We start from the raw sequence: 23,475 nt of genomic DNA, 5'->3' as shown, positions 1-23,475 counted from the left end.
GGAGTGGGAGGTGCTTTTAGAGTGGCGCTCAATGTGACCTACGGCTGTCAGCCACGTCAATCCTTGGCTCGCAGCGTCTCAACATTTAGAGTGTCGCTCAAACAGGAGGTGTTTCGGACGTGCGACTGACCCCCACGGAACGCGACCGGCTGCTGCTCTTCGGCGCCGCCGAGCTCGCCCGTGCCCGCCGGGCCCGGGGCCTGCGGCTCAATGTGCCCGAGGCGACCGCGCTCATCGCGGACGCCGTCTGCGAGGCGGCCCGCGACGGCAAGCGACTCGCCGACGCGATCGCCGAGGCCCGCTCGGTCCTCGGCCCCGACGACGTCCTTCCCGGCGTCGCCGACGTGGTCACCGAGGTCCACGTCGAGGCCGTCTTCGACGACGGCTCCCGCCTCGCGGTCGTCTCCGACCCGATCGGCTGGGGGTCCCCCCACGAGGCGGGGGGCGGACGGCTGGGCGCGCAGGCGCCGGGCGCCCTGCTCCCCGGCCCCGAGCACCCGGAGCCCGCGCCCGAGGTCACCCTCCTCGTACGGAACACGGCGACCGTGCCCGTGAGCGTCACCTCCCACTTCCACTTCTTCGAGGCCAACCCGCGCCTCGACTTCGACCGCGCCGCTGCCTACGGCATGCGGCTCGCCATCCCGGCCGGCGCCTCCTTCCGCTTCGACCCGGGCGGCGAGGCCGAGGTCGGTCTCGTGCCGATCGGCGGCGCGCGCGTCGCCATCGGCTTCGCGGGCCTGGTCGACGGCCCGCTCGACGCGCCCGGCGCGAAGGAAGAGGCCCTGCGCAGGGCGCTGGCGTGCGGCTACCTGGGAATCGAGGGCAACTGATGGACCCGTACGAGTACGCCTCCGTGCACGGCCCCCGCGCCGGCGACCGGGTCGTCCTGGGCGACTCCGGCCTCGTCGTCCGCGTCGAGTCCGACTCCCAGAAGCAGGGCGACGAGTTCCTCGCCGGCTTCGGCAAGACCGCCCGCGACGGCCTCCACCTCAAGGCCGCCGCCGTCCGGGAGACCTGCGACGTCGTCATCAGCAACGTCCTCGTCATCGACGCCGTGCAGGGCATCCGCAAGGTGTCCGTCGGCATCCGCGAGGGCCGGATCCACGCCATCGGCCGAGCCGGCAACCCCGACACCCTCGACGGCGTCGACGTCGTCGTCGGCACCGGCACCTCGATCGTCTCCGGCGAGGGCCTCATCGCCACCGCCGGAGCCGTCGACACCCATGTCCACCTGCTCTCCCCCCGGATCATGGAGGCCTCGCTCGCGAGCGGTGTCACCACGATCATCGGCCAGGAGTTCGGCCCGGTCTGGGGCGTCGGCGTCAACTCGCCCTGGGCCCTGCGCCACGCCTTCAACGCCTTCGACGCCTGGCCGGTGAACATCGGCTTCCTGGCCCGCGGCTCCTCCTCGGACCCGGCGCCGCTCGTGGAGGCCCTCGCCGAGGGCGGGGCGTCCGGCTTCAAGGTCCACGAGGACATGGGTGCCCACACCCGCGCCCTGGACACCGCCCTGCGGGTCGCCGAGGAGCACGACGTGCAGGTCGCCCTGCACAGCGACGGCCTGAACGAGTGCCTGTCGGTCGAGGACACCCTGCGGGTCCTGGACGGGCGGACGATCCACGCCTTCCACATCGAGGGCTGCGGCGGCGGGCACGTACCGAACGTCCTGAAGATGGCGGGCGTGCCGAACGTCATCGGCTCCTCCACCAACCCGACCCTGCCCTTCGGCCGCGACGCGGTCGCCGAGCACTACGGGATGATCGTCTCCGTCCACGACCTGAAGACCGACCTCCCGGGCGACGCCGCCATGGCGCGCGACCGGATCAGGTCCGGGACGATGGGCGCGGAGGACGTCCTGCACGACCTCGGCGCGATCGGGATCACCTCCTCCGACGCGCAGGGGATGGGAAGGGCCGGCGAGACCGTACGCCGGACCTTCGCCATGGCCGGGAAGATGAAGGCCGAGCTCGGACCCATGGAGGGCGACGGCGCGCACGACGACAACGCGCGCGTCCTGCGCTACCTGGCCAAGCTCACCGTCAACCCCGCCATCGCCCACGGCCTCGCCCACGAGATCGGCTCGATCGAGGTCGGCAAGCTCGCCGACATCGTGCTGTGGCGGCCGGAGTTCTTCGGTGCCAAGCCGCAGCTGGTGCTGAAGTCCGGCTTCCCCGCGTGGGGGGTCGTGGGCGATCCGAACGCCGCCACCGACACCTGTGAACCGCTCGTCCTCGGACCGCTGTTCGGCGCCCACGGCGCCACGGCCGCCGACCTCTCCGTCGCGTTCGTGGCCCGGGCCGCCGTCGACCTCGGCTCCGACGCCATGCCGACCCGCCGCCGCCGCGTCCCCGTACGCGGCACGCGCGGCATCGGCCCCGCGGACCTGGTGCTCAACTCCCGCACCGGAGACGTGCAGGTCGACGGCCGTACGGGCCTCGTCTCGCTCGACGGATCGCCGATCCGCTCCGAGCCGGCCGAGTCCGTCTCCCTCAACCGCCTCTACTTCCTCTGACTCCCTCTAGGACCTGACTCATGACGTACCGCATGCCCGCCGAGTGGACGCCGCACGAGCGCACCTGGATGGCCTGGCCCAGCACCAACCCCACCTTCACCAACGACGAGGAGCTCGCCGAGGCGCGCGCCGCCTGGGCCTCCGTGGCCCGGGCCGTACGCCGCTACGAGCCGGTGACGATGGTCGTCGCCCCCGGCGACGCGGATTCCGCGCGTGCCCTCCTCGGCGACGACGTGGAGCTCGTCGAGCGCGACCTCGACGACGCCTGGATGCGCGACATCGGCCCGACCTTCGTCACCAACGGCACCGAACTGGCCGCCGTGGACTGGGTGTTCAACGGCTGGGGCGCCCAGGACTGGGCCCGCTGGGAGCACGACTCCAAGATCGCCCGCCATGTCGCGGACCTCGCCGGCGTCCCCGTGCTCTCCTCCCCCCTCGTCAACGAGGGCGGCGCGATCCACGTCGACGGCGAGGGCACGGTCCTGCTGACCGACACCGTCCAGCTCGGTGCGGGCCGCAACCCGGAGTGGACCCGCGCGCAGGTCGAGGCCGAGATCCACGCCAAGCTCGGCACCACCAAGGCGATCTGGCTCCCGCACGGCCTCAGCGGCGACTACGGCCTCTTCGGCACCCAGGGGCACGTCGACATCGTCGCCGCCTTCGCCCGCCCGGGCACGGTCCTCGTCCACAGCCAGCAGGACCCGGCCCACCCGGACTACGAGCGCTCGCGGATGTACGTGAGCATCCTCCGCGGCCAGACGGACGCCCAGGGCCGCCCCCTGGAGGTCGTCGAGATCCCGGCCCCCACCGTCCTCAAGGACGAGGAGGGCGACTGGGTGGACTACTCCTACATCAACCACTACCTGTGCAACGACGGCGTGGTCCTGTGCGCCTTCGACGACCCGCACGACGAGCTCGCCGCCGAGATCTTCCGCCGCCTCTTCCCGGAGCGCACGGTGACCCTGGTCGACGCACGGGCGATCTTCGCGGGCGGCGGCGGCATCCACTGCATCACGCAGCAGCAGCCGCGCGTGCAGTCCGCACCGTGGCGGCCAGCGCCAGCACGCTGAGGGCGAACATCACGATGCCCAGGGGGACATGGAAGGCCGGCTGGTGCGTCACGCCGAGCACCACCTGCACCGAGGCGAGCACGAGGAAGCCGGTGGCGTACAGGGCCGGGCGGGGGGACCCTCCGCCCGGCTTCCACGCCAGGACCCCGGCGATCACGTACAGCATCGAGGCGCCGTACATCACCTTCGATCCGGCGTCGTGCAGCGTGAGGCCGACGGACCCGGACAGCAGCATCCCGGCGGTGACCGACTGGAAGAAGAGGGCCAGGGTCTGCAGGGCGACCGCGACCTGCGGGAACGTGAACCTGCCCGGCGACGGCGTCGTCCGTACGGCCATGATGTGGTCCCTTCTTCTGCCTCGCGGCGGTGGATCGGTACTCTCTCGACTGTCCGACGACGCAGCCCCGCGAAATGTGAGGTGAGGCGTCGGTCTCACGGGGAAGCGGGGGGCGGTCGTCGCCATGAGCACACAGACGGAGCCGGGGCACGACCGGTCCGAGCCGGACCCGAGCGCGGTCGTCGGCGAGCGGCGCCATCTCACCGACGTCGCCTACCGGCTGCTCGGCTCGCTGGCCGAGGCCGAGGACGCCGTGCAGGAGACGTACACCCGCTGGTACGCCCTGTCGGAGCGGGAGCGGGCGGCCATCCTGTCGCCCGGCGCCTGGCTGACGACGGTGGCCGGCCGCATCTGCCTCGACGTGCTCGGCTCCGCGCGGGCCCGGCGCGAGCGCTACGTCGGCGCCTGGATACCCGAGCCGCTGCCCGACCGCGCGGAGTGGGCCGCCGGGGACGACCCCGCCGACCGGATCACCCTGGACGAGTCGGTCGGCATGGCCTTCCTCGTCGTCCTGGAGTCGATGACACCGGCCGAACGCGTGGCGTTCGTCCTCCACGACGTCTTCCGCTACCCCTTCGCGGAGATCGCCGAGATCATCGGCCGGACGTCCGCCGCCTGCCGCCAGCTGGCGACCTCGGCCCGTCGGCGCGTCAGCGCCGCGCAGGCCCCGGCGGCGCCCTCGGCGGGGCAGGCCGGTCTGGTGCGGCACTTCAAGGAGGCGTGGGAGGCCCGGGACATCGAGGCCCTCGTCGGCCTCCTCGACCCGGACGCCGCGATGGTCGCCGACGGCGGCGGTCTGGTCGGCACCGTCCTCCACCCGGTCGAGGGCGGCGAGGAGGTCGCGGCGTACCTGATCCACATCGCCGACAAGGCCCCCGGCCTGAAGCTCCTGGAACGGACGGTCAACGGCGTGCCCGGGCTCGTCGCCCAGCACACCGGCGTGACCGTGACCGTGGCCGCCTTCGGGTTCGACGGTGATCGCGTCAGCCGCATCTGGGCGGTCCGCAACCCCGAGAAACTCCGTGCGTGGACCGGGACCGGCCCGGTCTGACCTCCGCGGGGCCATCCTGTAGAACATACGGGTGAGTCAGAGCAGCGACCCGACCCCACCCCCTCCCCGCCGCCGCAACCAGGCCGCCCCGCCCCGCGAGGACGTGCTCGCCGCGGCGATGGACACCATCGCCGAGCGCGGGCTCGACGGGCTCACCATGGCCGGGCTCGGGCGACAGGTCGGGATGAGCAGCGGGCACCTGCTCTACTACTTCCGCACCAAGGACGAGCTGCTGCTCCAGACCCTGGAGTGGAGCGAGGGACGGCTCGGCGCCGCGCGGAGCGCCCTGCTCGCCCGGCCGGGGACCGCGCGCGAGCGGCTCGACGGATACGTCGACGTGTACGTGCCCGACGGGCCGCGCGACCCGCACTGGACCCTGTGGCTGGAGGTCTGGAACCGCTCGCAGAACGCCGACGACGACGCCCGCGCCCGGCAGGCCGCCATCGAGGGGGCCTGGCACCGGGACCTGGTCGCGATCCTCGCCGAGGGCGTCTCGCGGGGGGAGTTCCGGGCGGTCGACCCGGACCGGTTCGCCACCCGCACGAGGGCTTTGCTCGACGGCTTCAGTGTGCATGTGGCCGTCGGGATCCCGGGCACCGGGAGGCCTCAAGTCCTCGCCCACGTACGGGAGTTCATCGAGCAGGACCTGCTGCCGCGACCGTAACGCACGTAAGTACACAGGATCGTTGCGCGCTACAGCCTTGTTGCCCGGGCGGGAACTCCGGCACGGTTCCGGTCCATGGGACGAGAGCACTGGAAGAAGATCTGGGTCGGCTCCGCCGGCAACATGGTCGAGTGGTTCGACTGGTTCGTGTACGCGAGCTTCGCCACCTACTTCGCGGGATCCTTCTTCCCCGAGGGGAACGACACCGCCAAACTCATGAACACCGCCGGCATCTTCGCCGTCGGCTTCTTCATGCGGCCCGTCGGCGGCTGGCTCCTCGGCCGGGTCGCCGACCGCAAGGGCCGCAAGACGGCGCTCACCCTCACCGTCACCCTGATGTCCGCCTCGGCGCTCCTGATCGCCGTCGCCCCCACCTACGCCGTCGCCGACTACGGCGGCGCCGCCGTCCTCCTGATCGCCCGCCTCCTCCAGGGCCTCTCCGTCGGCGGCGAGTACGCCGCCAGCGCCACCTACCTCACGGAGGCCTCGGCGCCGGAGCACCGCGGCTTCGCCTCCAGCTTCCAGTACGTGTCGATGACCGCCGGCCAGATCCTCGGCCTCGGTCTGCTGATCGTCCTCCAGCGGACGATGTCCGACGCGGCCCTGCACAGCTGGGGCTGGCGCATCCCGTTCGTCATCGGTGCCCTCGGCGCGGCCGTCGTCTTCTACCTGCGCCGCACGATGCTGGAGACGGAGGTGTACGAGGAGACCGCGGGCGACGGCGTCGCCGCCGGCGAACAGGGCACCCTCAAGGCGCTCTGGGCGCACCGGCGCGAGGCCTTCCTCGTGGTCGCGCTCACCATGGGCGGGACCGTGGCCTACTACACGTACACCACCTACCTCACCAAGTACCTCTCCAACTCCGCGGGCCTGCCCAAGCAGACCGCGACCCTGGTCTCCTTCTGCGCCCTCATCGTCTTCGCCTGCCTCCAGCCGCTGGCCGGCCGGCTCTCCGACCGGATCGGCCGCCGCCCGCTCCTCATCACCTTCGCGGTCGGCTCCACCCTCCTCAGCGTGCCGATCCTGGCGATGCTGAAGCACGCGGGCTCCTTCTGGCCCGCCCTCGGCCTCTCCCTGCTCGCGCTGCTCGTCGTCACCGGCTACACCTCCATCAACGCCTGTGTGAAGGCCGAGCTCTTCCCGACCGGCATCCGCGCCCTCGGCGTCGCCCTCCCGTACGCGATCGCCAACGCGCTCTTCGGCGGCACCGCCGAGTACGTGGCGCTGTGGTTCAAGGACGCCGGCATCGAATCCGGCTTCTCCTGGTACGTCGCGGGCTGCGCGGCCGTCTCCCTGGTCGTCTATCTCGCGATGCGGGAGACCCGGGACATCGACCTGGGCCGGGTCGGCGCCGCGGGCTCCGGCGGCCCCGGGACCCTGCCCGGACAGAAGCGGGATCAGCTGCCCGTATCGTGAGACCGCCGTCCCGGCGGCTCCCCACCTGTGTCAGACTTCCGGCGTGCTTGCTACCACGATGATTATCGGCAGCGGCGCGCCGGTCCGCAGTGGCCACTGATTCCGCGGCACAACTCCCGCGGCAGTGGACACCGTGCCTCAGACCCGCGCGCAGACCTCTCGCACCCGCGAGGGGTTTTTTCGTTTTCCGGCCCCACCCACGCCGGAGACGTACAGCGCGTGAGAATGGGGGCAAGTGGATCCAGACCTTCCGGAGCCACATCCGACAGGAGCCATCACAGTCATGACCACGGAGAACGGCGAGAGCCCGAGCCTCGACGACCGCCACGTCGACGACAGCTTCCACGTCTTCGACACGACGCTGCGTGACGGGGCGCAGCGTGAGGGCATCAACCTCACCGTCGCCGACAAGCTGACCATCGCGCGCCACCTCGACGAGTTCGGCGTGGGCTTCATCGAGGGCGGCTGGCCCGGCGCCAACCCGCGCGACACGGAGTTCTTCGCCCGCGCCCGCCAGGAGATCACGTTCACGAACGCCCAGCTCGTGGCCTTCGGCGCCACCCGCAGGGCCGGCGGCAACGCCGCCGAGGACCCGCAGGTCAAGGCGCTGCTCGACTCCGGCGCCCCGGTGATCACCCTCGTCGCCAAGGCGCACGACCGGCACGTCGAACTGGCCCTGCGCACGACCCTCGACGAGAACCTGGAGATGGTCCGCGACACCGTCGCCCACCTCGCCTCCCAGGGCCGCCGCGTCTTCGTCGACTGCGAGCACTTCTTCGACGGCTACAAGGCCAACCCCGACTACGCCAAGGCCGTCGTCCGCGCCGCGTACGAGTCCGGCGCCGACGTCGTCATCCTCTGCGACACCAACGGCGGCATGCTCCCCGCCCAGATCCAGGCCGTCGTCGCCACCGTCCTCGCCGACACCGGCGCCCGCCTCGGCATCCACGCCCAGGACGACACCGGCTGCGCCGTCGCCAACACCCTCGCCGCCGTCGACGCGGGCGCCACGCACGTCCAGTGCACCGCCAACGGCTACGGCGAGCGGGTCGGCAACGCCAACCTCTTCCCCGTCGTCGCGGCCCTGGAGCTCAAGTACGGCAAGAAGGTCCTGCCCGAGGGCGCGCTCGCCGAGATGACCCGGATCTCGCACGCCATCGCCGAGGTCGTCAACCTCACGCCCTCCACGCACCAGCCGTACGTCGGCGTCTCCGCCTTCGCGCACAAGGCGGGGCTCCACGCCTCCGCCATCAAGGTCGACCCCGACCTCTACCAGCACATCGACCCCGAGCTCGTCGGCAACACCATGCGGATGCTCGTCTCCGACATGGCCGGCCGGGCCTCGATCGAGCTCAAGGGCAAGGAGCTCGGCGTCGACCTGGGCGACGACCGCGCGCTCGTCGCCCGCGTCGTCGAGCGGGTCAAGGAGCGCGAGCTCCAGGGCTACACGTACGAGGCCGCCGACGCCTCCTTCGAGCTGCTGCTCCGCGAGGAGGCCGAGGGCCGGGCCCGCCGCTACTTCCGTACGGAGTCCTGGCGCGCGATCGTCGAGGACCGCCCCGACGGCACCCACGCCAACGAGGCCACCGTCAAGCTCTGGGCCAAGGGCGAGCGGATCGTCGCCACCGCCGAGGGCAACGGCCCGGTCAACGCCCTCGACCTGGCGATGCGGGCGGCCCTGGAGCGGATCTACCCGCAGCTCGCCAAGTTCGAGCTGGTCGACTACAAGGTCCGCATCCTGGAGGGCCGCCACGGCACCGAGTCCACGACCCGGGTCCTGATCACCACCAGCGACGGCAACGGCGAGTGGGCGACGGTCGGCGTCGGCGAGAACGTCATCGCGGCCTCCTGGCAGGCCTTGGAGGACGCCTTCACGTACGGACTGCTGCGGGCCGGGATCGACCCCGCCGAGTAGTTCGTCGAAATAAACCGACAGGTCCGCTATGTCTTGTTCTGCGGCGTTCGGGTAGCGTCGAGACATGAGGACCAGGTCGCTCACCGCGTTGTCGGCCCTCGCCGGGCTGATACTCCTGCTGCTCCTGGCCCTGGCCCCCTCCGTGGGTGCCAGGGCCACGGGGATACCCGACGTCGCCGCCGCCCTGAAGCAGGGCCCGGTGTACGTCGACCCGGGTGCCGCCGCCCAGCTCTCGCAGGCCGACGCGGACGCCCTCGCCCAGAAGATCAAGGACGCGGACAAGCCGCTCTTCGTGGCCGTCCTGCCGGCGAACGCGGCGTTCCCGCCGGAGGACCTCTTCCAGATCCTGCGCACCCAGACCGGTGTCACCGGCCTGTACGCGATCCGCCTCGGCGACGGCTTCGACGCGAAGGCCGACTCCTCGGTCCTCTCGCAGCGGGCCGTCCAGAACCTCGTCTCCTCCGTACGTCAGCCGGGCGTCGACGCGGCCACCGAGCTGAACAACTTCGCCGACCAGGCCCTCCCCGCCATGCGCGGCTCCGCCCCCGCCACCTGGGGCTCCGTGGGCGCCGACTCCGGGGTCCCCGTCGCCGGACTCGTCACCCTCGGCGCGGTCGTCGCCGTGAGCGGCGGAGCCGCGTACACCGTCGTCCGCCGCAAGAGGCTCCGCAAGGAGGCCGAGGAGCGCGAGGCCCTCGACAAGCTGCGGGTCGTCGTCGACGAGGACATCACCGCCTTCGGCGAGGAGCTCGAACGCCTCGACTTCCACCCCGCCGAGCCCGGCGCCGACGACGCCAAGCGCGGCGACTACGAACGCGCCCTCGACTCGTACGACAAGGCCAAGTCCCTCATGGGCTCCGCGACCCACCCGCACGACGTCCGCGCGGTCACGCAGGCCCTAGACGACGGCCGCTTCTCCCTCGCCCTCCTCGCCGCCCGCCGCGAATCCCGCCCGCTGCCCGAGCGGCGCGCCCCCTGCTTCTTCGACCCGCGCCACGGCCCCTCCACCGAGGACCGCGAGTGGCGGCCCGCCGGCAGTGCCGCCCGCCAGGTCCCGGTCTGCGCCGCCGACGCCGCCCGCCTCGACGACGGCCTCGACCCCCTCACCCGCACCGTCGACACGGACTCGGGCCGCCGCCCCTACTGGGAGGCGGGCCCTGCCTACGGCCCCTGGGCCGGCGGCTACTTCGGCGGCGGCCTCCTCCCCGGCCTCCTCGTGGGCACCATGCTCGGCTCCGCGCTCGCCACCCCGGCGTACGCCACCGAGTACGGCGGCGGCGACTTCGGGGGCGGCGAGTTCTCCGGTGGCGACTTCTCGGGCGGTGACTTCTCCGGTGGCGACTTCGGCGGAGGCGGTGGCTTCGGTGGCGGCGACTTCGGGGGCGGCGGCGGATTCGACGGCGGCGGAGGCTTCTGACCGCACCCTCGTGCGGAACAGCACCGGCGCACCGCTCGACCGACGTCAGACCAGCGGCTTCACCGACATCAGCAGGTGCCGGTGGGTCGGGTCCTCGGCGTCGGTCAGCAGGGCCCGCTGGCCGGGGCCGAGGAGGTGGAAGCGGACCTCCGGGGCGTCCAGCGAGGTCAGCGCGTCCAGGAGGTAGCCGGGGTTGAAGGCGACCGTCATGGAGTCCGTCCCGGTGAGGGTGCCCGGGACGTGCTGCGAGGCCACGTCGTCCTCGTACCCCGCCTGGAGGTGGACTCCCGCGGCGGTGAAGGTCAGCTGGACCGGGCTGTCGCCCTCGGCGACGACCGCCACCCGCTTGGCGGCCTCGGTCAGCGGCGCCCGCTCCGTGACCGCCAGGACGTGGTCGCCGAGGGCGAAGAGCTTGTCGTGGCGGGGGAGCCGGCCGTCGAGCAGCCGGGTGGTGGTGCGCATGCCCGCGCTCGCGAAGCCGATCGAGCCGGAGTCGAGCGCGAGGCGGGCCGGCCCGCCGCCCGCGAGGGAGCGGGCGATCTCGGCCAGCCGGCGGGCCGGGACGACCACGTCGGCGGGCTCCGGGTCGGCGTCCCCCTCGGGCTTCCACTCCAGGGTGCGGACCGCGTAGCGGTAGCGGTCGGTGGCCGCCACCGTCATGGTCGTACCGTCCAGGGCGAGCCGTATCCCGGTGAGGACCGGCAGGGAGTCGTCCCGGCCCGCCGCCACGGCCACCTGGCCGACCGCCGCCGCGAAGGCGTCCCCGTCCACCAGGCCGCGGACCTCGGGCGGCGCGGGCGGGGCGGGGTAGTCGTCGAGCGGCAGCAGGGAGAGGCCGAAGCGGGCGCCGCCCGAGGTCACGGCGAGGCGGGCGCCCTCCACCGCGAGCTCCGCGGGGCCGTGCGGCAGCACCTTGCAGATGTCGAGCAGGCGGCGGCCGAGCACCAGGGCGCGGCCCTCGACGATCGTGTCGGCCTCGACCTCGACGCGGGCGGAGGCGTCGTGGTCGAGTCCGGACACCCGCAGCCGGCCCTCCGACGCCTCCAGGAGCAGGCCGCCGAGGACGGGCATCGGGGAGCGGGCGGGCAGCACACGCGCGGCCCAGGCGACGGCGTCGGTCAACACGCCGCTGTCGATACGGAATTCCATGTCCCCGACGCTAGCGACCCCCACTGACAACGGCGTCGACCAGCGGATTCAGGCGTACCTCACACAGGGTTCTAGCGCTGCTAGACATGGGGGCGATGCTAGGTCTAGTGTTGCCACCAGTCCTAGCGCCGCTAGATCGATCCTCTGGGGGAATCATGGCCACACACCGCCTCGCCACCGTCCTGTCCGTCCTGCTCGGCCTCGCCTGCCTCTGGTTCGGGATCAACTTCCTGTTCGCCCCGGAGTGGGCGGCCACCGGCTTCGGCATCCCCGCCTGGCCCCAGGGCGACGCCGCCGGGTACTTCACGGTCAAGGCGGTTCGCGACCTCGCCAACGGCGCGGTCGTGCTCACCCTGCTCGCCCTCGGCAAGCGCCGCCCGCTGGCCTGGGTGATGCTGCTCCTCGCGATCGTCCCCTTCGGGGACTGCCTCGCCGTCCTCACTCATGGAGGCGGTTACGCCGCCGCGCTCGGCATCCACGCCGCGACCGGCGTCGTCGTCCTCCTCACGGCCGGCCTGCTCTTCGTGACGTCCCGGGACGGGGTCGGGACGAACGCGCCGGTGCGGGAAGGGAATCGGGTCCTTGCGGGTTCTACCGTCTGATCACGACAGCGACCGACAGCAACAGGCAGCAACAAACAGCAAACAGGCAGCAGGGGGAGAGCACGCGATGAGTGACGTCCGCGTCCACGGCACGGTGGAGCCCGGATTCGAGTCCGTACGAGAGGCGTTCGCGGAGGTCGCCGCGAACGAGGCACGGGACGGCGGCGCGCAGCTCGCCGTCCACCACCGCGGCCGGCTCGTCGTCGACCTCTGGGGCGGTGACGGCGTCGACGGGGACTCCCTGCTCGGGCTCTACTCCTCCTCCAAGGGCGCCATGGCCCTGATCGCCGCCCTCCTCGTCCAGGAGGGCGCCCTCGACCTGGACCGCGAGGTCTCCTCCTGGTGGCCCGAGTTCGCCGCCGAGGGCAAGGAGAAGATCACGCTCCGCCAGCTGCTCGCCCACCGCTCCGGCGTGATCGGCGCCGACGGCGGCCTCTCCCTCGAGGAGCTCGCCGACGACCGTCTGACAGCCGCCCGCCTCGCCGGCCAGCGGCCCTTCTGGGAGCCGGACACCGGCCACGGCTACCACGCCCTGGTGATCGGCGCCCTGGTCGGCGAGGTGGTCCTGCGGGCCACCGGCCGGACGGTCCAGGCGCTGTACGAGGAGCGGGTCCGCGCCCCGTACGGCATCGACTACTACCTCGGCCTGCCCGAGGAGCTGGAGCCCCGCTTCCGTACGGCCCTGCCGATGCTGCCCACCCCTGCCGAGCAGGCACTCCTCGCCGCGAACCCGATCGCCCCCGACAGCCTCCTGGCCATCGCGTTCAACTTCCACGCCGACCCGCCCTTCGACATCGTCGGCTACGCCAACTCCCGTGCGGTACGGGAGCGGGCACCCCTCTCCGGCGGCGGCATCGGCTCCGCGCGCGGCCTCTCCCGGATGTACGCGGCGATCGCGGGCGAGCTCGACGGCCGGCCCCCGCTCCTCGCGCCCGACACGCTCGCCGAGGTCGCCCGGATCCACTCCGAGGGCACCGACCTCGTGACCGGCTCGGAGAACGCCTTCGGGCTCGGCTTCGTCCCGCTCGCCACCCGCCACCCCTCCCTGAGCCCGGCGGCCGTGGGCCACAGCGGCGCTCCCGGCTCCCAGGCCTTCGCCGACCCGGCGACCGGCCTCGCGTACAGCTACGCGCGCCGCCGCTTCGGCTTCATGGCGGGCCCGGGCGCGGCCGAGAACGACCGGCTGGTCCCGGCGGTCGTCGAGGCGGCCGAGCGGGCCGTCTGAGCCGTAGGGGGAACGCCGAGCGCCCGCCTTCCGCTGTCGCGGAGGGCGGGCGCGCTCGTGTGTCGTCCGGGGCGAAGCCGGGGTCAGGCGGCGTTCTTGATCGCGGAGATGTCGAAGTTCAGCTTGACCTTGTCGCTGACCATCACGCCGCCGGTCTCCAGGGCCGCGTTCCAGGTCAGCCCCCAGGCGGAGCGCAGGATCTCGGCGGAGCCCTCGAAGCCGACGCGCTCGTTGCCGTAGACGTCGGTCGCGGTGCCGTTGAACTCCAGGTCGATGGAGAGCGGCTTGGTGACGTCCTTGATGGTCAGGTCGCCGGTGATCCGGTACTTGTCGCCGCCCAGCTGCTCGGCGGTCGACGAGCGGAAGCTCATCAGCGGGAACTGCTCGGCGTCGAAGAAGTCGCCGCTGCGCAGGTGACCGTCGCGGTCGCCGATGCCCGTGTCGATGGAGGCGATCTTGACATCGATGGAGGCGGAGGAGGCGCCCGGGTTCGAGCCGTCGAGCTTCAGCGCGCCCTCGTGCTCGGCGAAGGTGCCGCGGACGTTCGTGACCATGGCGTGACGGACGGTGAAGCCAATGCTGCTGTGGGCCGGGTCGATGGTGTAGTCACCGGTCAGGGCGGCCAGGGCGGGGTCCACCGGGAGGGTGGCGGTGGCGACGGCGGACTCGTTGCTCTTGCGGTTGAACAGACCCATGACTGACAGCTCCTTGATCGGGATGTGTGCTGAGCGGTTCTTGTTGAACCTTCAACGAGAATGACTGTAACCCCATTCCGTTCAACTTTCAACATCTCTGGAAACCGTTCACCCGATCGAGGCCGCCAGGGCGCCGAGGCCCTCTTTCGGACGCGCGTAGAACTACGGCACCATCTCCCTGCGTCACTGATTCCTCCGCGCCACCGGCACCACCTGCACCGCCGTCCCTAACCGTCACGGTCACCAGCAGGAGGCACTCCCGATGAAGCTCCGCTCCGTCCTCACCGCCCTCGCCCTCGTCCTCGGGGCGCTCTTCGCCCCCGGCGTCGGCGTCCTCACCGCCCCGGGCGAGGCCCACGCGGTCACCAAGATCAGCCACGCCACCGCGACCTCGATGTTCCGCAACTCCGGCATCACCTGGTCCTCGTCCGGCGGCTGCTCCGACCGCTACAACTCCACCTGTACGTCCTTCGAGCAGCTCAACCTCGCCACCGCCCAGGGCGCCCAGACCCTCAAGAGCGCCAGCGGCTGCGCCCTCAACGTCACGGGCGGCACCGAGACCGGGCACGCGAGCGGCACGTACTCGCACTGGAACGGCTACAAGCTCGACTTCAGCAAGTACACGTGCGTCGGGAGCTACATCAAGAACACGTTCACCTACATCGGCCTGCGCGGTGACGGTTCCCCGCAGTGGAAGTCCGGCGCGGGCAACATCTACGCCGACGAGGGCAACCACTGGGACGTGACCTTCTACAACTGCGGCGGCTGCTGACCGTACGCCCCGCCCGAAAAGGCCCTCTCCGATGGTCACTTGGACTAACCGGAGGGGGTTCTTGGACTGGAGGGGCCCGTGCGGCGCGATCTCGTTGACGGTGCCGGGGGGACGGGGCCAACTAGTGCGCATGCCCCTCCCCAAGTCGCGAAGAATCCGTGCGGCCTGCGCGCTCGCCGCCGCTTCATCCGCCGTGTTCGCCCTGTCCGGCCCGGCGCTGGCAGAGGCCGGCACCCCCCTCGCCGAGGACGCAGCCGCAGCCGCCGCCGCGGCCACCACCACGGCCGGCGCCGTCATCGCCTCCGCCCAGCTCTCCGTCGCCGTCGCCGAGGACTTCCCCCGCGTCCTCTCGTACACCGACCGCGCCGGCGGCGCCCGCCTCCTCGGCAGTACGGCCCCGGTGACGCGGGTCGTCCTCAACGGCACCCCCTACGCCGTCCAGGCCAAGGGCGCCCCCGTCCTGACCGCCTCCTCCGCCGCGTACACCCTCGCCTTCCCCGACCTGCCCGGCGTCGAGATCGACGCGAGCCTGAGCGTCCAGGGCCGGACCACCACCTTCCGGGTCACCGCCGTCCGCGACACCGACACCTTCCGCGTCGGCACCCTCGACATACCCGGCCACGACCTCGTCTCCGTGGGCTCGTCGGACGGCGGCGCCGCCACCGCCTTCACCCGCCTCGACCCGGACTCCACCCGCACCGCCGACGTTTTCGCCCAGGTCACCGCGGGCACCCCGGCGCAGACCGCGCCCGTCGGCGCGAGCTACGCGCTCGTCAACACCGGGCAGCTGGCCGCCGCCGTCGAGTCCAACTCCAGCTACGACAAGCCCTCCGGCGCCTCCGCCCGCGACGGCGCCCGCTTCTGGCACCAGGCCAGGACGACCGCGACCGAGACCCGCGTCGGCGTCTGGTCCGGCCAGTGGACCTACCGGGGCGCCGGCGCCCCGCAGCCCGAGAGCGGCGACGACCTGCCCTGGGCCAAGGTCGTCGTCACCCCCGACGCCAACGCCGACGGCGCCACCGACTGGCAGGACGGCGCCGTCGCCTTCCGTACGATCGGGATCAAGGCCCCCGGCAGCGACCAGACCCCCGGCCGGGTCGTCGCCCACATCCCGTTCAACTTCGCCTCGCAGGCCACCCACCCCTTCCTGCGCACCCTCGACGACGTCAAGCGGATCTCGCTCGCCACCGACGGACTCGGCCAGTTCGCCCTGCTCAAGGGGTACGGCTCCGAGGGCCACGACTCGGCCCACCCCGACTACGGCGGCAACTACAACAAGCGCGCCGGCGGCCTCGACGACCTCAACGTCCTCCTCAAGGAGGGCAGGAAGTGGGGCGCCGGATTCGGCGTCCACGTCAACGCCACCGAGTCGTACCCCGAGGCGAAGAACTTCAGCGAGACCCTCGTCGACCGGACGAAGCCCGGCTGGAACTGGCTCAACCAGAGCTACTACATCGACCAGCGCCGGGACATCAACAGCGGCGACCTCGCCCGCCGCTTCCAGCAGCTGCGCGACGAGACCGACCCCAACCTCTCCGCGCTCTACATCGACGTCTACTACACGCACGGCTGGATCGCCGACAAGACGGTCCAGGCCGTCCAGAAGCAGGGCTGGAACGTCGCCACCGAGTGGTCCGAGAAGTTCGAGCGGGCCTCCCTCTGGTCCCACTGGGCCAACGACCTCGACTACGGCGGCGCCACCAACAAGGGCCTCAACTCCCAGATCGTCCGCTTCATCCGCAACGGCGAGAAGGACGTCTGGAACAACCACCCGGTCCTCGGCCAGACCGCGCTCGTCGACTTCGAGGGCTGGACCGGCGAGACCGACTGGAACGACTTCACCGCCAACATCTGGCAGCGCAACCTGCCCGCCAAGTACCTCCAGCAGCAGAAGATCACCCGCTGGAACGGCAACGACCTCACCTTCACCGGGGGAGTCCGCGGCACCGTCGAGAACGGCCGCCGCACCTTCTACGAGAACGGCCGCAAGGTCCTCGACGGCGACGCCTACCTGCTCCCCTGGGCCGGCGGCACCAAGCTCTACCACTACAACAAGACGGGCGGGAAGACGAGTTGGGCCGTGCCCGGCACCGCCTCGTACACCGTCCACAAGCTCACCGACAACGGCCGCACCCAGACCGCGACCGTCCGGCCCGTCAACGGCCGCATCACCCTCGACGCCGTCGCGGGACAGCCGTACGTCCTCTACCGCGCCGCCCCCGTCGCCCAGGACCCGCTCTGGGGTCAGGGCACCCCGGTGAAGGACCCCGGCTTCAACGACAGCCGGCTCGGCGCCTGGTCGAAGACCGGCACCGTCGCCCGTGACACCGACGCCCAGGGCCGCAACAGCGCGAAGCTCACCGGCACCGCCGCCGCCTCCGTCCACCAGCGGATCACCGGCCTCACCCCCGGCGAGCGGTACACCGCCTCCGCCCTCGTGGAGGTCGAAGCCGGCAAGACCCGCCCCACCACCCTCTCCATCGGCGGACAGTCCGTCACCGTCGAGCGCTCCGCCCTCGACGACCGGGTCGCCGCCTCCGACTGGAACGGCACCCGCTTCCAGCGCGCCAAGGTCACCTTCACCGCCCCCGCCGACGGGTCCACCCCGCTGCGGATCGAGGCCGCGAGCGGCAGCACCGCGACCGTCCGGACCGACGACGTCCGGATCGTGGCCAACGACCCCGCCACCAAGGCCGGAGCGGTCGCGTACGAGGACTTCGAGGCCGTCGACCAGGGCTGGGGCCCCTTCCTCAAGGGCGACTCCGGCGGGACGACCGACCCGCGCACCCACATCGCCCAGCTGCACGCGCCCTACACCCAGGCCGGCTGGAACGGAAAGCTGATCGACGACGTCATCGGCGGCGCCGAGTCCCTCAAGTCCCACGACGAGAACAGCGGGCTCGTCTACCGCACCGCGCCCTGGACCGTCCCGATGAAGGACGGGCACAGCTACCGCGTCGCGTACGACTACCAGTCCAGCCACGCCGGCGCCTACGAGTGGGTCACCGGCTACGACCGGACGAGCGGCAGCGGACCGGCCGTCGAGACCCGCCGCACCCCGATCGGGCAGCAGCGGACGACCGGGCACTTCTCCGAGACCGTGACGGCCGGCTGCGGCGACACCTGGACCGGACTCCGCAAGCGCGGCGACGCCCCCGACGGCGCCGACTTCGTCCTCGACTCCTTCACCGTCACCGACCTCGGCCCGGCCGCCGATCGGGCCGCCTGCGGCACCCTCGCCGTCACCGCCCCGGAGACCCTGGAGCCCGGCCGCGCCAACGAGGTCACGGCGACCGTCACCAACGACGAGGCCGCCGCGATCACCGGCGCCCGGGCCGCGATCGCCCTCCCCGAGGGCTGGACCGCCGAACCGGCCGCGCCCGTCGCCGTCGAGCCGGTCGCGGCGGGCGGCAGCGCCACCGTCACCTGGCGGGTCACCCCGCCCGTGGACGCCCCCTACCGCCCGTACACGCTCGGCGCCGAGGTCACGTACGACCTCGGGGGAGGCGCCCGGAAGCTCACCGCCGCCACCACCGTCCGCACCCTGCCCCCGCCGCCCACCGCCGACAGCTGGGCGAGCGACCTCGACTGGACCTCGGCCGCCAACGGCTGGGGACCCGTCGAGCGCGACCTCTCCAACGGCGAGACCGGCACCGGCGACGGCTCCGCGCTGCGGATCGGGGGAGTGACGTACGCCAAGGGGCTCGGCAGCCACGCCCCCGCCAAGGTCCGCTACTACCTCGGCGGCCGGTGCACCTCCCTCACCGCCGAGGTCGGGGTCGACGACGTCCAGGCCAGCCGGGGCACCGTCCAGTTCAGCGTCCTCGCGGACGGCACGGAGAAGGTGAAGTCCCCGGTCCTCAAGGCCACGGACACCGCCTGGTCGCTGACCGCCGACGTCACCGGCGCCTCCTACGTCGACCTGGTGGTCGGGGACGGCGGCGACGGCAACGGCAACGACCACGCGGACTGGGGGAACGCCCGCTTCCACTGCGGGAGCTGAAGCGGCGGCCGATGCGGCGGGTGACGCGGCGGCCGAGTGGCCGAGGCAAGGCGGAAAGCGCTTTCGCTCCTCCCTGTCGTGCTCATTGATTGCGTCGGAAAACCGGTGTTACACCAGGCGTCGAACGGTCTCCACCACTTCCCCCGGGAGGCTCCCGTGTCCGTCCCCGCCTGGTCCCGCCGTACGTTCCTGATCACCGCGTCCGCCGCGACCGCGGCCCTCGGACTCCCTCTCCCCACCGCCCACGCGGCGGAGGCGGAAGGGGAGTTCGAGGCGCTCCGCCTCCGCTGGCTCGACCTCCAGCTCGGCTCCGGCTTCGACGCCGGGGCCGAGCCCTACGCCTCCAAGCTCGCCGAGACGGGCACGCTCGCCCGCGCCTTCCGCGCCTCCATGGCCCCCGCGCCCACCTCCCTCTGGCCCGGCGTCACCTTCGACCCGCCGGCCGGCATCACCCAGAGCTACAGCCGCCTGTGGACCATGACCCAGGCGTACGCGCAGCCCGGCACCGGCCTCACCGGCGACCCGGCCCTGCTCGCCGACGTCCTGACCGGACTCGACCACCTCTCCGCCACGGTCTACCGCGCGGGCGCACCGCGCTACGGCAACTGGTGGGAGTGGCAGATCGGCAGTCCCCGCCTCCTCATGGACATCGTCGCCGCACTCCACCCGCACCTCGGCGCCGAGCGGATCGCCGCCGCCTGCGCCGCCGTCGACCACTTCGTCCCGGACGCGGTGCTCACGAACTACAGCGGCACCTCCACCGGCGCCAACCGCGTCGACCTGTGCCGCTCGGTCGCCCTGCGCGGGGTCCTCGGCGCGAACCCCGCCAAGATCGCCCTCGCCCGCGACGCCCTCTCGCCCGTCTTCCCGTACGTGACCCAGGGCGACGGTCTCTACGCCGACGGCTCCTTCGTCCAGCACACCTGGGTCGCCTACTCCGGCACGTACGGACAGGTCATGCTCGACGGCCTCGGCCGCCTCTTCTCGCTCCTCGCCGGCTCCAGCTGGGCCGTCACCGACCCGAACCGCCAGATCGTCCTCGACAGCGTCGAGAAGGCCTACGCGCCCCTCATCTACGACGGCCTGATGATGGACAGCGTCAACGGCCGCGCCATCAGCCGCGGATACCTCAAGAACGACGACCGCCAGATCATGCGCTCCGACCACTTCCACGGCCAGGGCGTCATCGCGGCCGTCGCCCTCCTCGCGGGCGGGGCCTCCGCCGCCGAACGCGACCGCTGGCACGCGCGCGTGAAGGGGTGGATCGAGCGCGACACCGTCTCCCCGATCCTCGCCGCCCGCCAGTTCGGCGTCGCCGACCTCGCCCGGCTGCACGCCGTGGCCGCGGCCCCCGTCCCGGCTGCCCCCGAACCCACCGGGCACCGGCTCTTCGCCGCCATGGACCGGGCCGTGCACCGCCGCCCCGGCTGGGCCGCCAACATCGCCATGGCCTCGCAGCGGATCTCGTACTACGAGTGCGGCAACGGCGAGAACCCGCGCGGCTGGCACACCGGCGCCGGCATGCTCTCCTGGTGGACGCCCGACCTCGGCGACCAGTACACCGACTGGTTCTGGCCCACCGTCGACCCGTACCGCCTCCCCGGCACCACCGTCTCCACCAAGCGGCTCGCCGACCGCGCCGGCGGCGAGTGGGGCGCGCCCCGGCCGGCCGTCCGGTGGGTCGGCGGGGCCACCGACGGCGAGTACGCGGCCGTCGGCCAGCACCTCAAGGGCCTCGGCTCCACCCTGGAGGCCCGGAAGTCCTGGTTCTGCGCGGCGGACGCCGTCATCTGCCTCGGCGCGGGGATCACCGCGACCGACGGGGTGCCCGTCGAGACCGTCGTCGACAACCGCCTCCTCGGCGAGGCCGGCACCCAGGCCTTCGCCACGGGAGACCGCTGGGCGCACCTGGACGGCCACGGAGGCTGGGTCCTCCCCGAGGGCACGGCGAACCTCCGCACCGTCCTCGACGACCGCACCGGCGCCTGGAGCGACATCAACACCACCAGCTCGACCGAGCGCCGCACCCGCCGGTACCGGACGCTCTGGCTCGACCACGGCACGGACCCGGTCGCCGCCTCCTACGTGTACGCGCTGCTGCCCGGCGCCTCCCGGGCCCGGGTCGCCGCCCGCGCCGCCGACCCGGACTGGCTGCGTGTTCTCGACAACACCGCCGAGCGGCAGGCGGTCGCCGTCCCGTCCGTCGGACTGACCGCCGCGAACTTCTGGCAGGCCGGTACGGTGGGGCCGCTCACGGTCACCGCCCCGGCGAGCGTCCTCGTCCGCAGGCACCGCTCGATGCTCGACCTGAGGGTCGCCGAACCGCCCCGCACGGGTCAGCCGATCGAGCTGACCTGGGACCGCCCGGTCCGCCGGGTGCTGGCGCACGACCCCTCGGTGGAGGTGCTCGGGACGGGCGGCTCGCTCCGTCTGCGGATCACCCCCGGTACGGCGGGTGCCACGCACCGTTGCGAGGTCCTCGTCTAGGCGCCGACTCGGCCTGTGTGAGAACCCTACAAACACGGGGGGTCCCTGGCTGTTGACTCGGGCTGGACAGGTGACGGTTCTGTCCAGCCCCACCAGGAATCGACACGGGAGACTGTACGGAGTCGACGGCGGGGTTTTCTTGTCCGGCTTCGTAGGGTCGACACATGACCGTTGTGGACGAGATCCCGAGCGAGCCCGCTGACGCCCGTGGCCGAGTGGCCGAGCTGCACGTCCTGCGCGAGCAGGCGCTCCGCGGCCCGAGCGAGCGGGCCACCGAGGCCCAGCACGCCAAGGGCAAGCTGACCGCTCGCGAGCGCATCGAGCTGCTGCTCGACGCCGGTTCCTTCAGCGAGGTCGAGCAGCTGCGCCGGCACCGGGCGACGGGTTTCGGGCTGGAGGCGAAGAAGCCGTACACCGACGGTGTGATCACCGGTTGGGGCACGGTCGAGGGCCGTACGGTCTTCGTCTACGCGCACGACTTCAGGATCTTCGGCGGTGCGCTGGGCGAGGCCCACGCGACGAAGATCCACAAGATCATGGACATGGCCATCGCGGCCGGTGCGCCGCTGGTCTCGCTGAACGACGGCGCGGGCGCCCGTATCCAGGAGGGCGTCTCGGCGCTCGCCGGCTACGGCGGCATCTTCCAGCGCAACACCCGGGCGAGCGGGGTCATCCCGCAGATCTCGGTGATGCTCGGCCCGTGCGCCGGCGGCGCCGCGTACAGCCCCGCGCTGACCGACTTCGTGTTCATGGTCCGTGAGACCTCGCAGATGTTCATCACCGGACCGGACGTCGTCAAGGCGGTCACCGGCGAGGAGATCACCCAGAACGGCCTCGGCGGCGCCGACGTGCACGCCGAGACCTCCGGCGTCGCGCACTTCGCGTACGACGACGAGGAGACCTGCATCGCCGAGGTCCGCTACCTCCTGTCGATGCTCCCGCAGAACAACCGCGAGAACCCGCCCACCGTCGCCTCCGAGGACCCGGCGGACCGCCGCTCCGACGTGCTGCTCGACCTGGTGCCCGCCGACGGCAACCGCCCGTACGACATGCACAAGGTCATCGAGGAGCTCGTCGACGAGGGCGACTACCTGGAGATCCACGAGCGCTGGGCGCGCAACATCATCTGCGCCCTGGCCCGGCTCGACGGCCAGGTCGTCGGCATCGTGGCCAACCAGCCCCAGTCGCTGGCCGGTGTCCTCGACATCGAGGCCTCCGAGAAGGCCGCCCGCTTCGTGCAGATGTGCGACGCGTTCAACATCCCGATCATCACTCTTCTGGACGTGCCCGGCTTCCTGCCGGGCGTCGATCAGGAGCACGGTGGAATCATCCGCCACGGCGCGAAGCTGCTCTACGCGTACTGCAACGCGACCGTGCCCCGGATCAGCCTGATCCTGCGCAAGGCCTACGGCGGCGCCTACATCGTCATGGACTCCCAGTCCATCGGCGCCGACCTGACGTACGCCTGGCCCACCAACGAAATCGCGGTCATGGGCGCCGAGGGCGCCGCCAACGTGATCTTCCGCAAGCAGATCGCCGAGGCCGAGGACTCCGACGCCATGCGTGCCCGCATGGTCAAGGAGTACAAGGCCGAGCTGATGCACCCGTACTACGCGGCGGAGCGCGGCCTGGTCGACGACGTCATCGACCCCGCCGAGACCCGCCAGGTGCTCGCCCGGTCCCTCGCGATGCTCCGCACCAAGCACGCCGACCTGCCGTCCCGCAAGCACGGCAACCCGCCTCAGTAAGAGGAGCCACCCCACGTGACCACCCCTGCCAATCTTCTCCGTGTCGAGAAGGGCCTCGCCGACCCCGAGGAGCTCGCCGCCATCACGGCGGTCCTGCTCGCCCGTGCGTCCGCTCAGCCCACCGAGACGTACGACGGCCGCTCCACGGCCGGCTGGCGCCGCCTTGAGCGCCAGTCGGGCTTCCGCCCCTCCCACTCCTGGCAGGGCTGACCCCCGCCGCACCGAAGGCCCCCGCTCCCACCCGGAGCGGGGGCCTTCGGCGTACCACGGCCCGCACGAGCCCGCCGGACGCCCGCCGTACGGCTCCTGCACGCCCGCTGTACGCCCGCCGTACGCACGAAGGAGGCGGCCGTCGCGTACCTCGGCGGCGGGAAGCGGGCCGTCGGGGAAGGATGGGCGAACGGTCTCGACG

18 protein-coding genes are annotated in these 23,475 nt (G+C 72.2%); 15 read left to right on the top strand and 3 right to left on the bottom strand.

Annotated features, from left to right (window positions below):
• Window positions 1-119 precede the first annotated feature (119 nt).
• From ureA to ACWFR1_RS28460, 3 genes are read left to right on the top strand one after another with little or no spacing between them, the layout of a single operon-like run.
• Window positions 120-830 carry an urease subunit gamma gene (gene ureA, locus ACWFR1_RS28470; protein WP_453555940.1) on the top strand — a complete coding sequence of 237 codons (711 nt, stop codon included), beginning with the start codon at window positions 120-122 and terminating at the stop codon, window positions 828-830.
• A complete protein-coding gene (locus tag ACWFR1_RS28465; protein WP_453555938.1) occupies window positions 830-2,512 on the top strand; it encodes an urease subunit alpha in 1,683 nt (560 codons plus the stop codon). Before ureA ends, ACWFR1_RS28465 begins: the two co-directional genes overlap by 1 nt.
• Window positions 2,513-2,532: 20 nt before the next feature.
• Entirely contained in the window at window positions 2,533-3,582 is a 1,050-nt protein-coding gene (locus ACWFR1_RS28460) for an agmatine deiminase family protein (RefSeq protein WP_453555936.1), read from the top strand.
• On the opposite strand, the gene ACWFR1_RS28455 is transcribed toward ACWFR1_RS28460, so the two are convergent.
• Window positions 3,524-3,919 carry a hypothetical protein gene (locus tag ACWFR1_RS28455; RefSeq protein WP_453555934.1) on the bottom strand — a complete coding sequence of 132 codons (396 nt, stop codon included), beginning with the start codon at window positions 3,917-3,919 and terminating at the stop codon, window positions 3,524-3,526. The genes ACWFR1_RS28460 and ACWFR1_RS28455 overlap by 59 nt on opposite strands.
• Before the next feature lie 124 nt (window positions 3,920-4,043).
• Between ACWFR1_RS28455 and sigJ the strand changes: the two genes are divergently transcribed.
• The 5 genes from sigJ (at window position 4,044) to ACWFR1_RS28430 (ending at window position 10,382) form a co-directional block, all read left to right on the top strand.
• A complete protein-coding gene (gene sigJ, locus ACWFR1_RS28450; protein WP_453555932.1) occupies window positions 4,044-4,970 on the top strand; it encodes an RNA polymerase sigma factor SigJ in 927 nt (308 codons plus the stop codon).
• Window positions 4,971-5,088: 118 nt separating this feature from the next.
• Window positions 5,089-5,634: a TetR/AcrR family transcriptional regulator gene (locus tag ACWFR1_RS28445; protein ID WP_453556015.1), complete on the top strand. Its 546-nt coding sequence runs from the start codon at window positions 5,089-5,091 to the stop codon at window positions 5,632-5,634.
• A gap of 75 nt (window positions 5,635-5,709) precedes the next feature.
• Window positions 5,710-7,050, top strand: coding sequence for an MFS transporter (locus ACWFR1_RS28440; protein WP_453555930.1), 1,341 nt, complete (start codon window positions 5,710-5,712; stop codon window positions 7,048-7,050).
• A 283-nt stretch (window positions 7,051-7,333) separates the two neighbouring features.
• The gene (cimA, locus tag ACWFR1_RS28435) at window positions 7,334-8,965 is read left to right on the top strand and encodes a citramalate synthase (protein ID WP_453555928.1); all 1,632 of its coding nucleotides are present in this window, start codon (window positions 7,334-7,336) and stop codon (window positions 8,963-8,965) included.
• A 64-nt stretch (window positions 8,966-9,029) separates the two neighbouring features.
• Entirely contained in the window at window positions 9,030-10,382 is a 1,353-nt protein-coding gene (locus ACWFR1_RS28430) for a hypothetical protein (RefSeq protein ID WP_453555926.1), read from the top strand.
• Window positions 10,383-10,427: 45 nt separating this feature from the next.
• Here the strand turns inward: ACWFR1_RS28430 and dnaN are convergent, their stop codons facing one another.
• Window positions 10,428-11,531, bottom strand: coding sequence for a DNA polymerase III subunit beta (dnaN, locus tag ACWFR1_RS28425; RefSeq protein ID WP_453555924.1), 1,104 nt, complete (start codon window positions 11,529-11,531; stop codon window positions 10,428-10,430).
• 155 nt (window positions 11,532-11,686) lie between these two features.
• Between dnaN and ACWFR1_RS28420 the strand changes: the two genes are divergently transcribed.
• Together ACWFR1_RS28420 and ACWFR1_RS28415 are read left to right on the top strand one after the other, a co-directional pair.
• Window positions 11,687-12,133 (top strand): DUF4267 domain-containing protein, encoded by a 447-nt coding sequence (locus ACWFR1_RS28420; RefSeq protein WP_453555922.1) that lies wholly within the window; start codon window positions 11,687-11,689, stop codon window positions 12,131-12,133.
• Window positions 12,134-12,200: 67 nt separating this feature from the next.
• Window positions 12,201-13,358, top strand: a complete 1,158-nt coding sequence (locus ACWFR1_RS28415; RefSeq protein ID WP_453555920.1) for a serine hydrolase domain-containing protein — start codon at window positions 12,201-12,203, stop codon at window positions 13,356-13,358.
• Between the two features lie 83 nt (window positions 13,359-13,441).
• Here the strand turns inward: ACWFR1_RS28415 and ACWFR1_RS28410 are convergent, their stop codons facing one another.
• Window positions 13,442-14,053, bottom strand: coding sequence for a YceI family protein (locus tag ACWFR1_RS28410; protein ID WP_453555918.1), 612 nt, complete (start codon window positions 14,051-14,053; stop codon window positions 13,442-13,444).
• A 262-nt stretch (window positions 14,054-14,315) separates the two neighbouring features.
• On the opposite strand from ACWFR1_RS28410, the gene ACWFR1_RS28405 reads away from it, so the two are divergent.
• The 5 genes from ACWFR1_RS28405 (at window position 14,316) to ACWFR1_RS28385 (ending at window position 23,273) form a co-directional block, all read left to right on the top strand.
• Window positions 14,316-14,825 (top strand): hypothetical protein, encoded by a 510-nt coding sequence (locus ACWFR1_RS28405; protein ID WP_453555915.1) that lies wholly within the window; start codon window positions 14,316-14,318, stop codon window positions 14,823-14,825.
• A gap of 130 nt (window positions 14,826-14,955) precedes the next feature.
• Window positions 14,956-18,828: an endo-alpha-N-acetylgalactosaminidase family protein gene (locus ACWFR1_RS28400; RefSeq protein WP_453555913.1), complete on the top strand. Its 3,873-nt coding sequence runs from the start codon at window positions 14,956-14,958 to the stop codon at window positions 18,826-18,828.
• A gap of 156 nt (window positions 18,829-18,984) precedes the next feature.
• Window positions 18,985-21,315 carry a polysaccharide lyase 8 family protein gene (locus ACWFR1_RS28395; protein ID WP_453555911.1) on the top strand — a complete coding sequence of 777 codons (2,331 nt, stop codon included), beginning with the start codon at window positions 18,985-18,987 and terminating at the stop codon, window positions 21,313-21,315.
• 164 nt (window positions 21,316-21,479) lie between these two features.
• Window positions 21,480-23,063: an acyl-CoA carboxylase subunit beta gene (locus ACWFR1_RS28390; RefSeq protein ID WP_453555909.1), complete on the top strand. Its 1,584-nt coding sequence runs from the start codon at window positions 21,480-21,482 to the stop codon at window positions 23,061-23,063.
• Window positions 23,064-23,078: 15 nt separating this feature from the next.
• Window positions 23,079-23,273, top strand: a complete 195-nt coding sequence (locus ACWFR1_RS28385) for an acyl-CoA carboxylase subunit epsilon (RefSeq protein ID WP_453555907.1) — start codon at window positions 23,079-23,081, stop codon at window positions 23,271-23,273.
• The last annotated feature ends 202 nt before the right edge of the window (window positions 23,274-23,475 follow it).

This window comes from Streptomyces sp. NPDC055103 (genome assembly GCF_053607625.1).
This window is presented reverse-complemented; position numbering and strand designations above follow the sequence as displayed.

Coding starts and splice junctions, on each gene's coding strand:
- ACWFR1_RS28465 (WP_453555938.1), top strand. CDS start 830: ATGGACCCGTACGAGTACGCCTCCGTGCACGGCCCCCGCGCCGGCGAC.
- ACWFR1_RS28460 (WP_453555936.1), top strand. CDS start 2,533: ATGACGTACCGCATGCCCGCCGAGTGGACGCCGCACGAGCGCACCTGG.
- ACWFR1_RS28455 (WP_453555934.1), bottom strand. CDS start 3,919: ATGGCCGTACGGACGACGCCGTCGCCGGGCAGGTTCACGTTCCCGCAG.
- sigJ (WP_453555932.1), top strand. CDS start 4,044: ATGAGCACACAGACGGAGCCGGGGCACGACCGGTCCGAGCCGGACCCG.
- ACWFR1_RS28445 (WP_453556015.1), top strand. CDS start 5,089: ATGGACACCATCGCCGAGCGCGGGCTCGACGGGCTCACCATGGCCGGG.
- ACWFR1_RS28440 (WP_453555930.1), top strand. CDS start 5,710: ATGGGACGAGAGCACTGGAAGAAGATCTGGGTCGGCTCCGCCGGCAAC.
- cimA (WP_453555928.1), top strand. CDS start 7,334: ATGACCACGGAGAACGGCGAGAGCCCGAGCCTCGACGACCGCCACGTC.
- ACWFR1_RS28430 (WP_453555926.1), top strand. CDS start 9,030: ATGAGGACCAGGTCGCTCACCGCGTTGTCGGCCCTCGCCGGGCTGATA.
- dnaN (WP_453555924.1), bottom strand. CDS start 11,531: ATGGAATTCCGTATCGACAGCGGCGTGTTGACCGACGCCGTCGCCTGG.
- ACWFR1_RS28420 (WP_453555922.1), top strand. CDS start 11,687: ATGGCCACACACCGCCTCGCCACCGTCCTGTCCGTCCTGCTCGGCCTC.
- ACWFR1_RS28415 (WP_453555920.1), top strand. CDS start 12,201: ATGAGTGACGTCCGCGTCCACGGCACGGTGGAGCCCGGATTCGAGTCC.
- ACWFR1_RS28410 (WP_453555918.1), bottom strand. CDS start 14,053: ATGGGTCTGTTCAACCGCAAGAGCAACGAGTCCGCCGTCGCCACCGCC.
- ACWFR1_RS28405 (WP_453555915.1), top strand. CDS start 14,316: ATGAAGCTCCGCTCCGTCCTCACCGCCCTCGCCCTCGTCCTCGGGGCG.
- ACWFR1_RS28400 (WP_453555913.1), top strand. CDS start 14,956: ATGCCCCTCCCCAAGTCGCGAAGAATCCGTGCGGCCTGCGCGCTCGCC.
- ACWFR1_RS28390 (WP_453555909.1), top strand. CDS start 21,480: ATGACCGTTGTGGACGAGATCCCGAGCGAGCCCGCTGACGCCCGTGGC.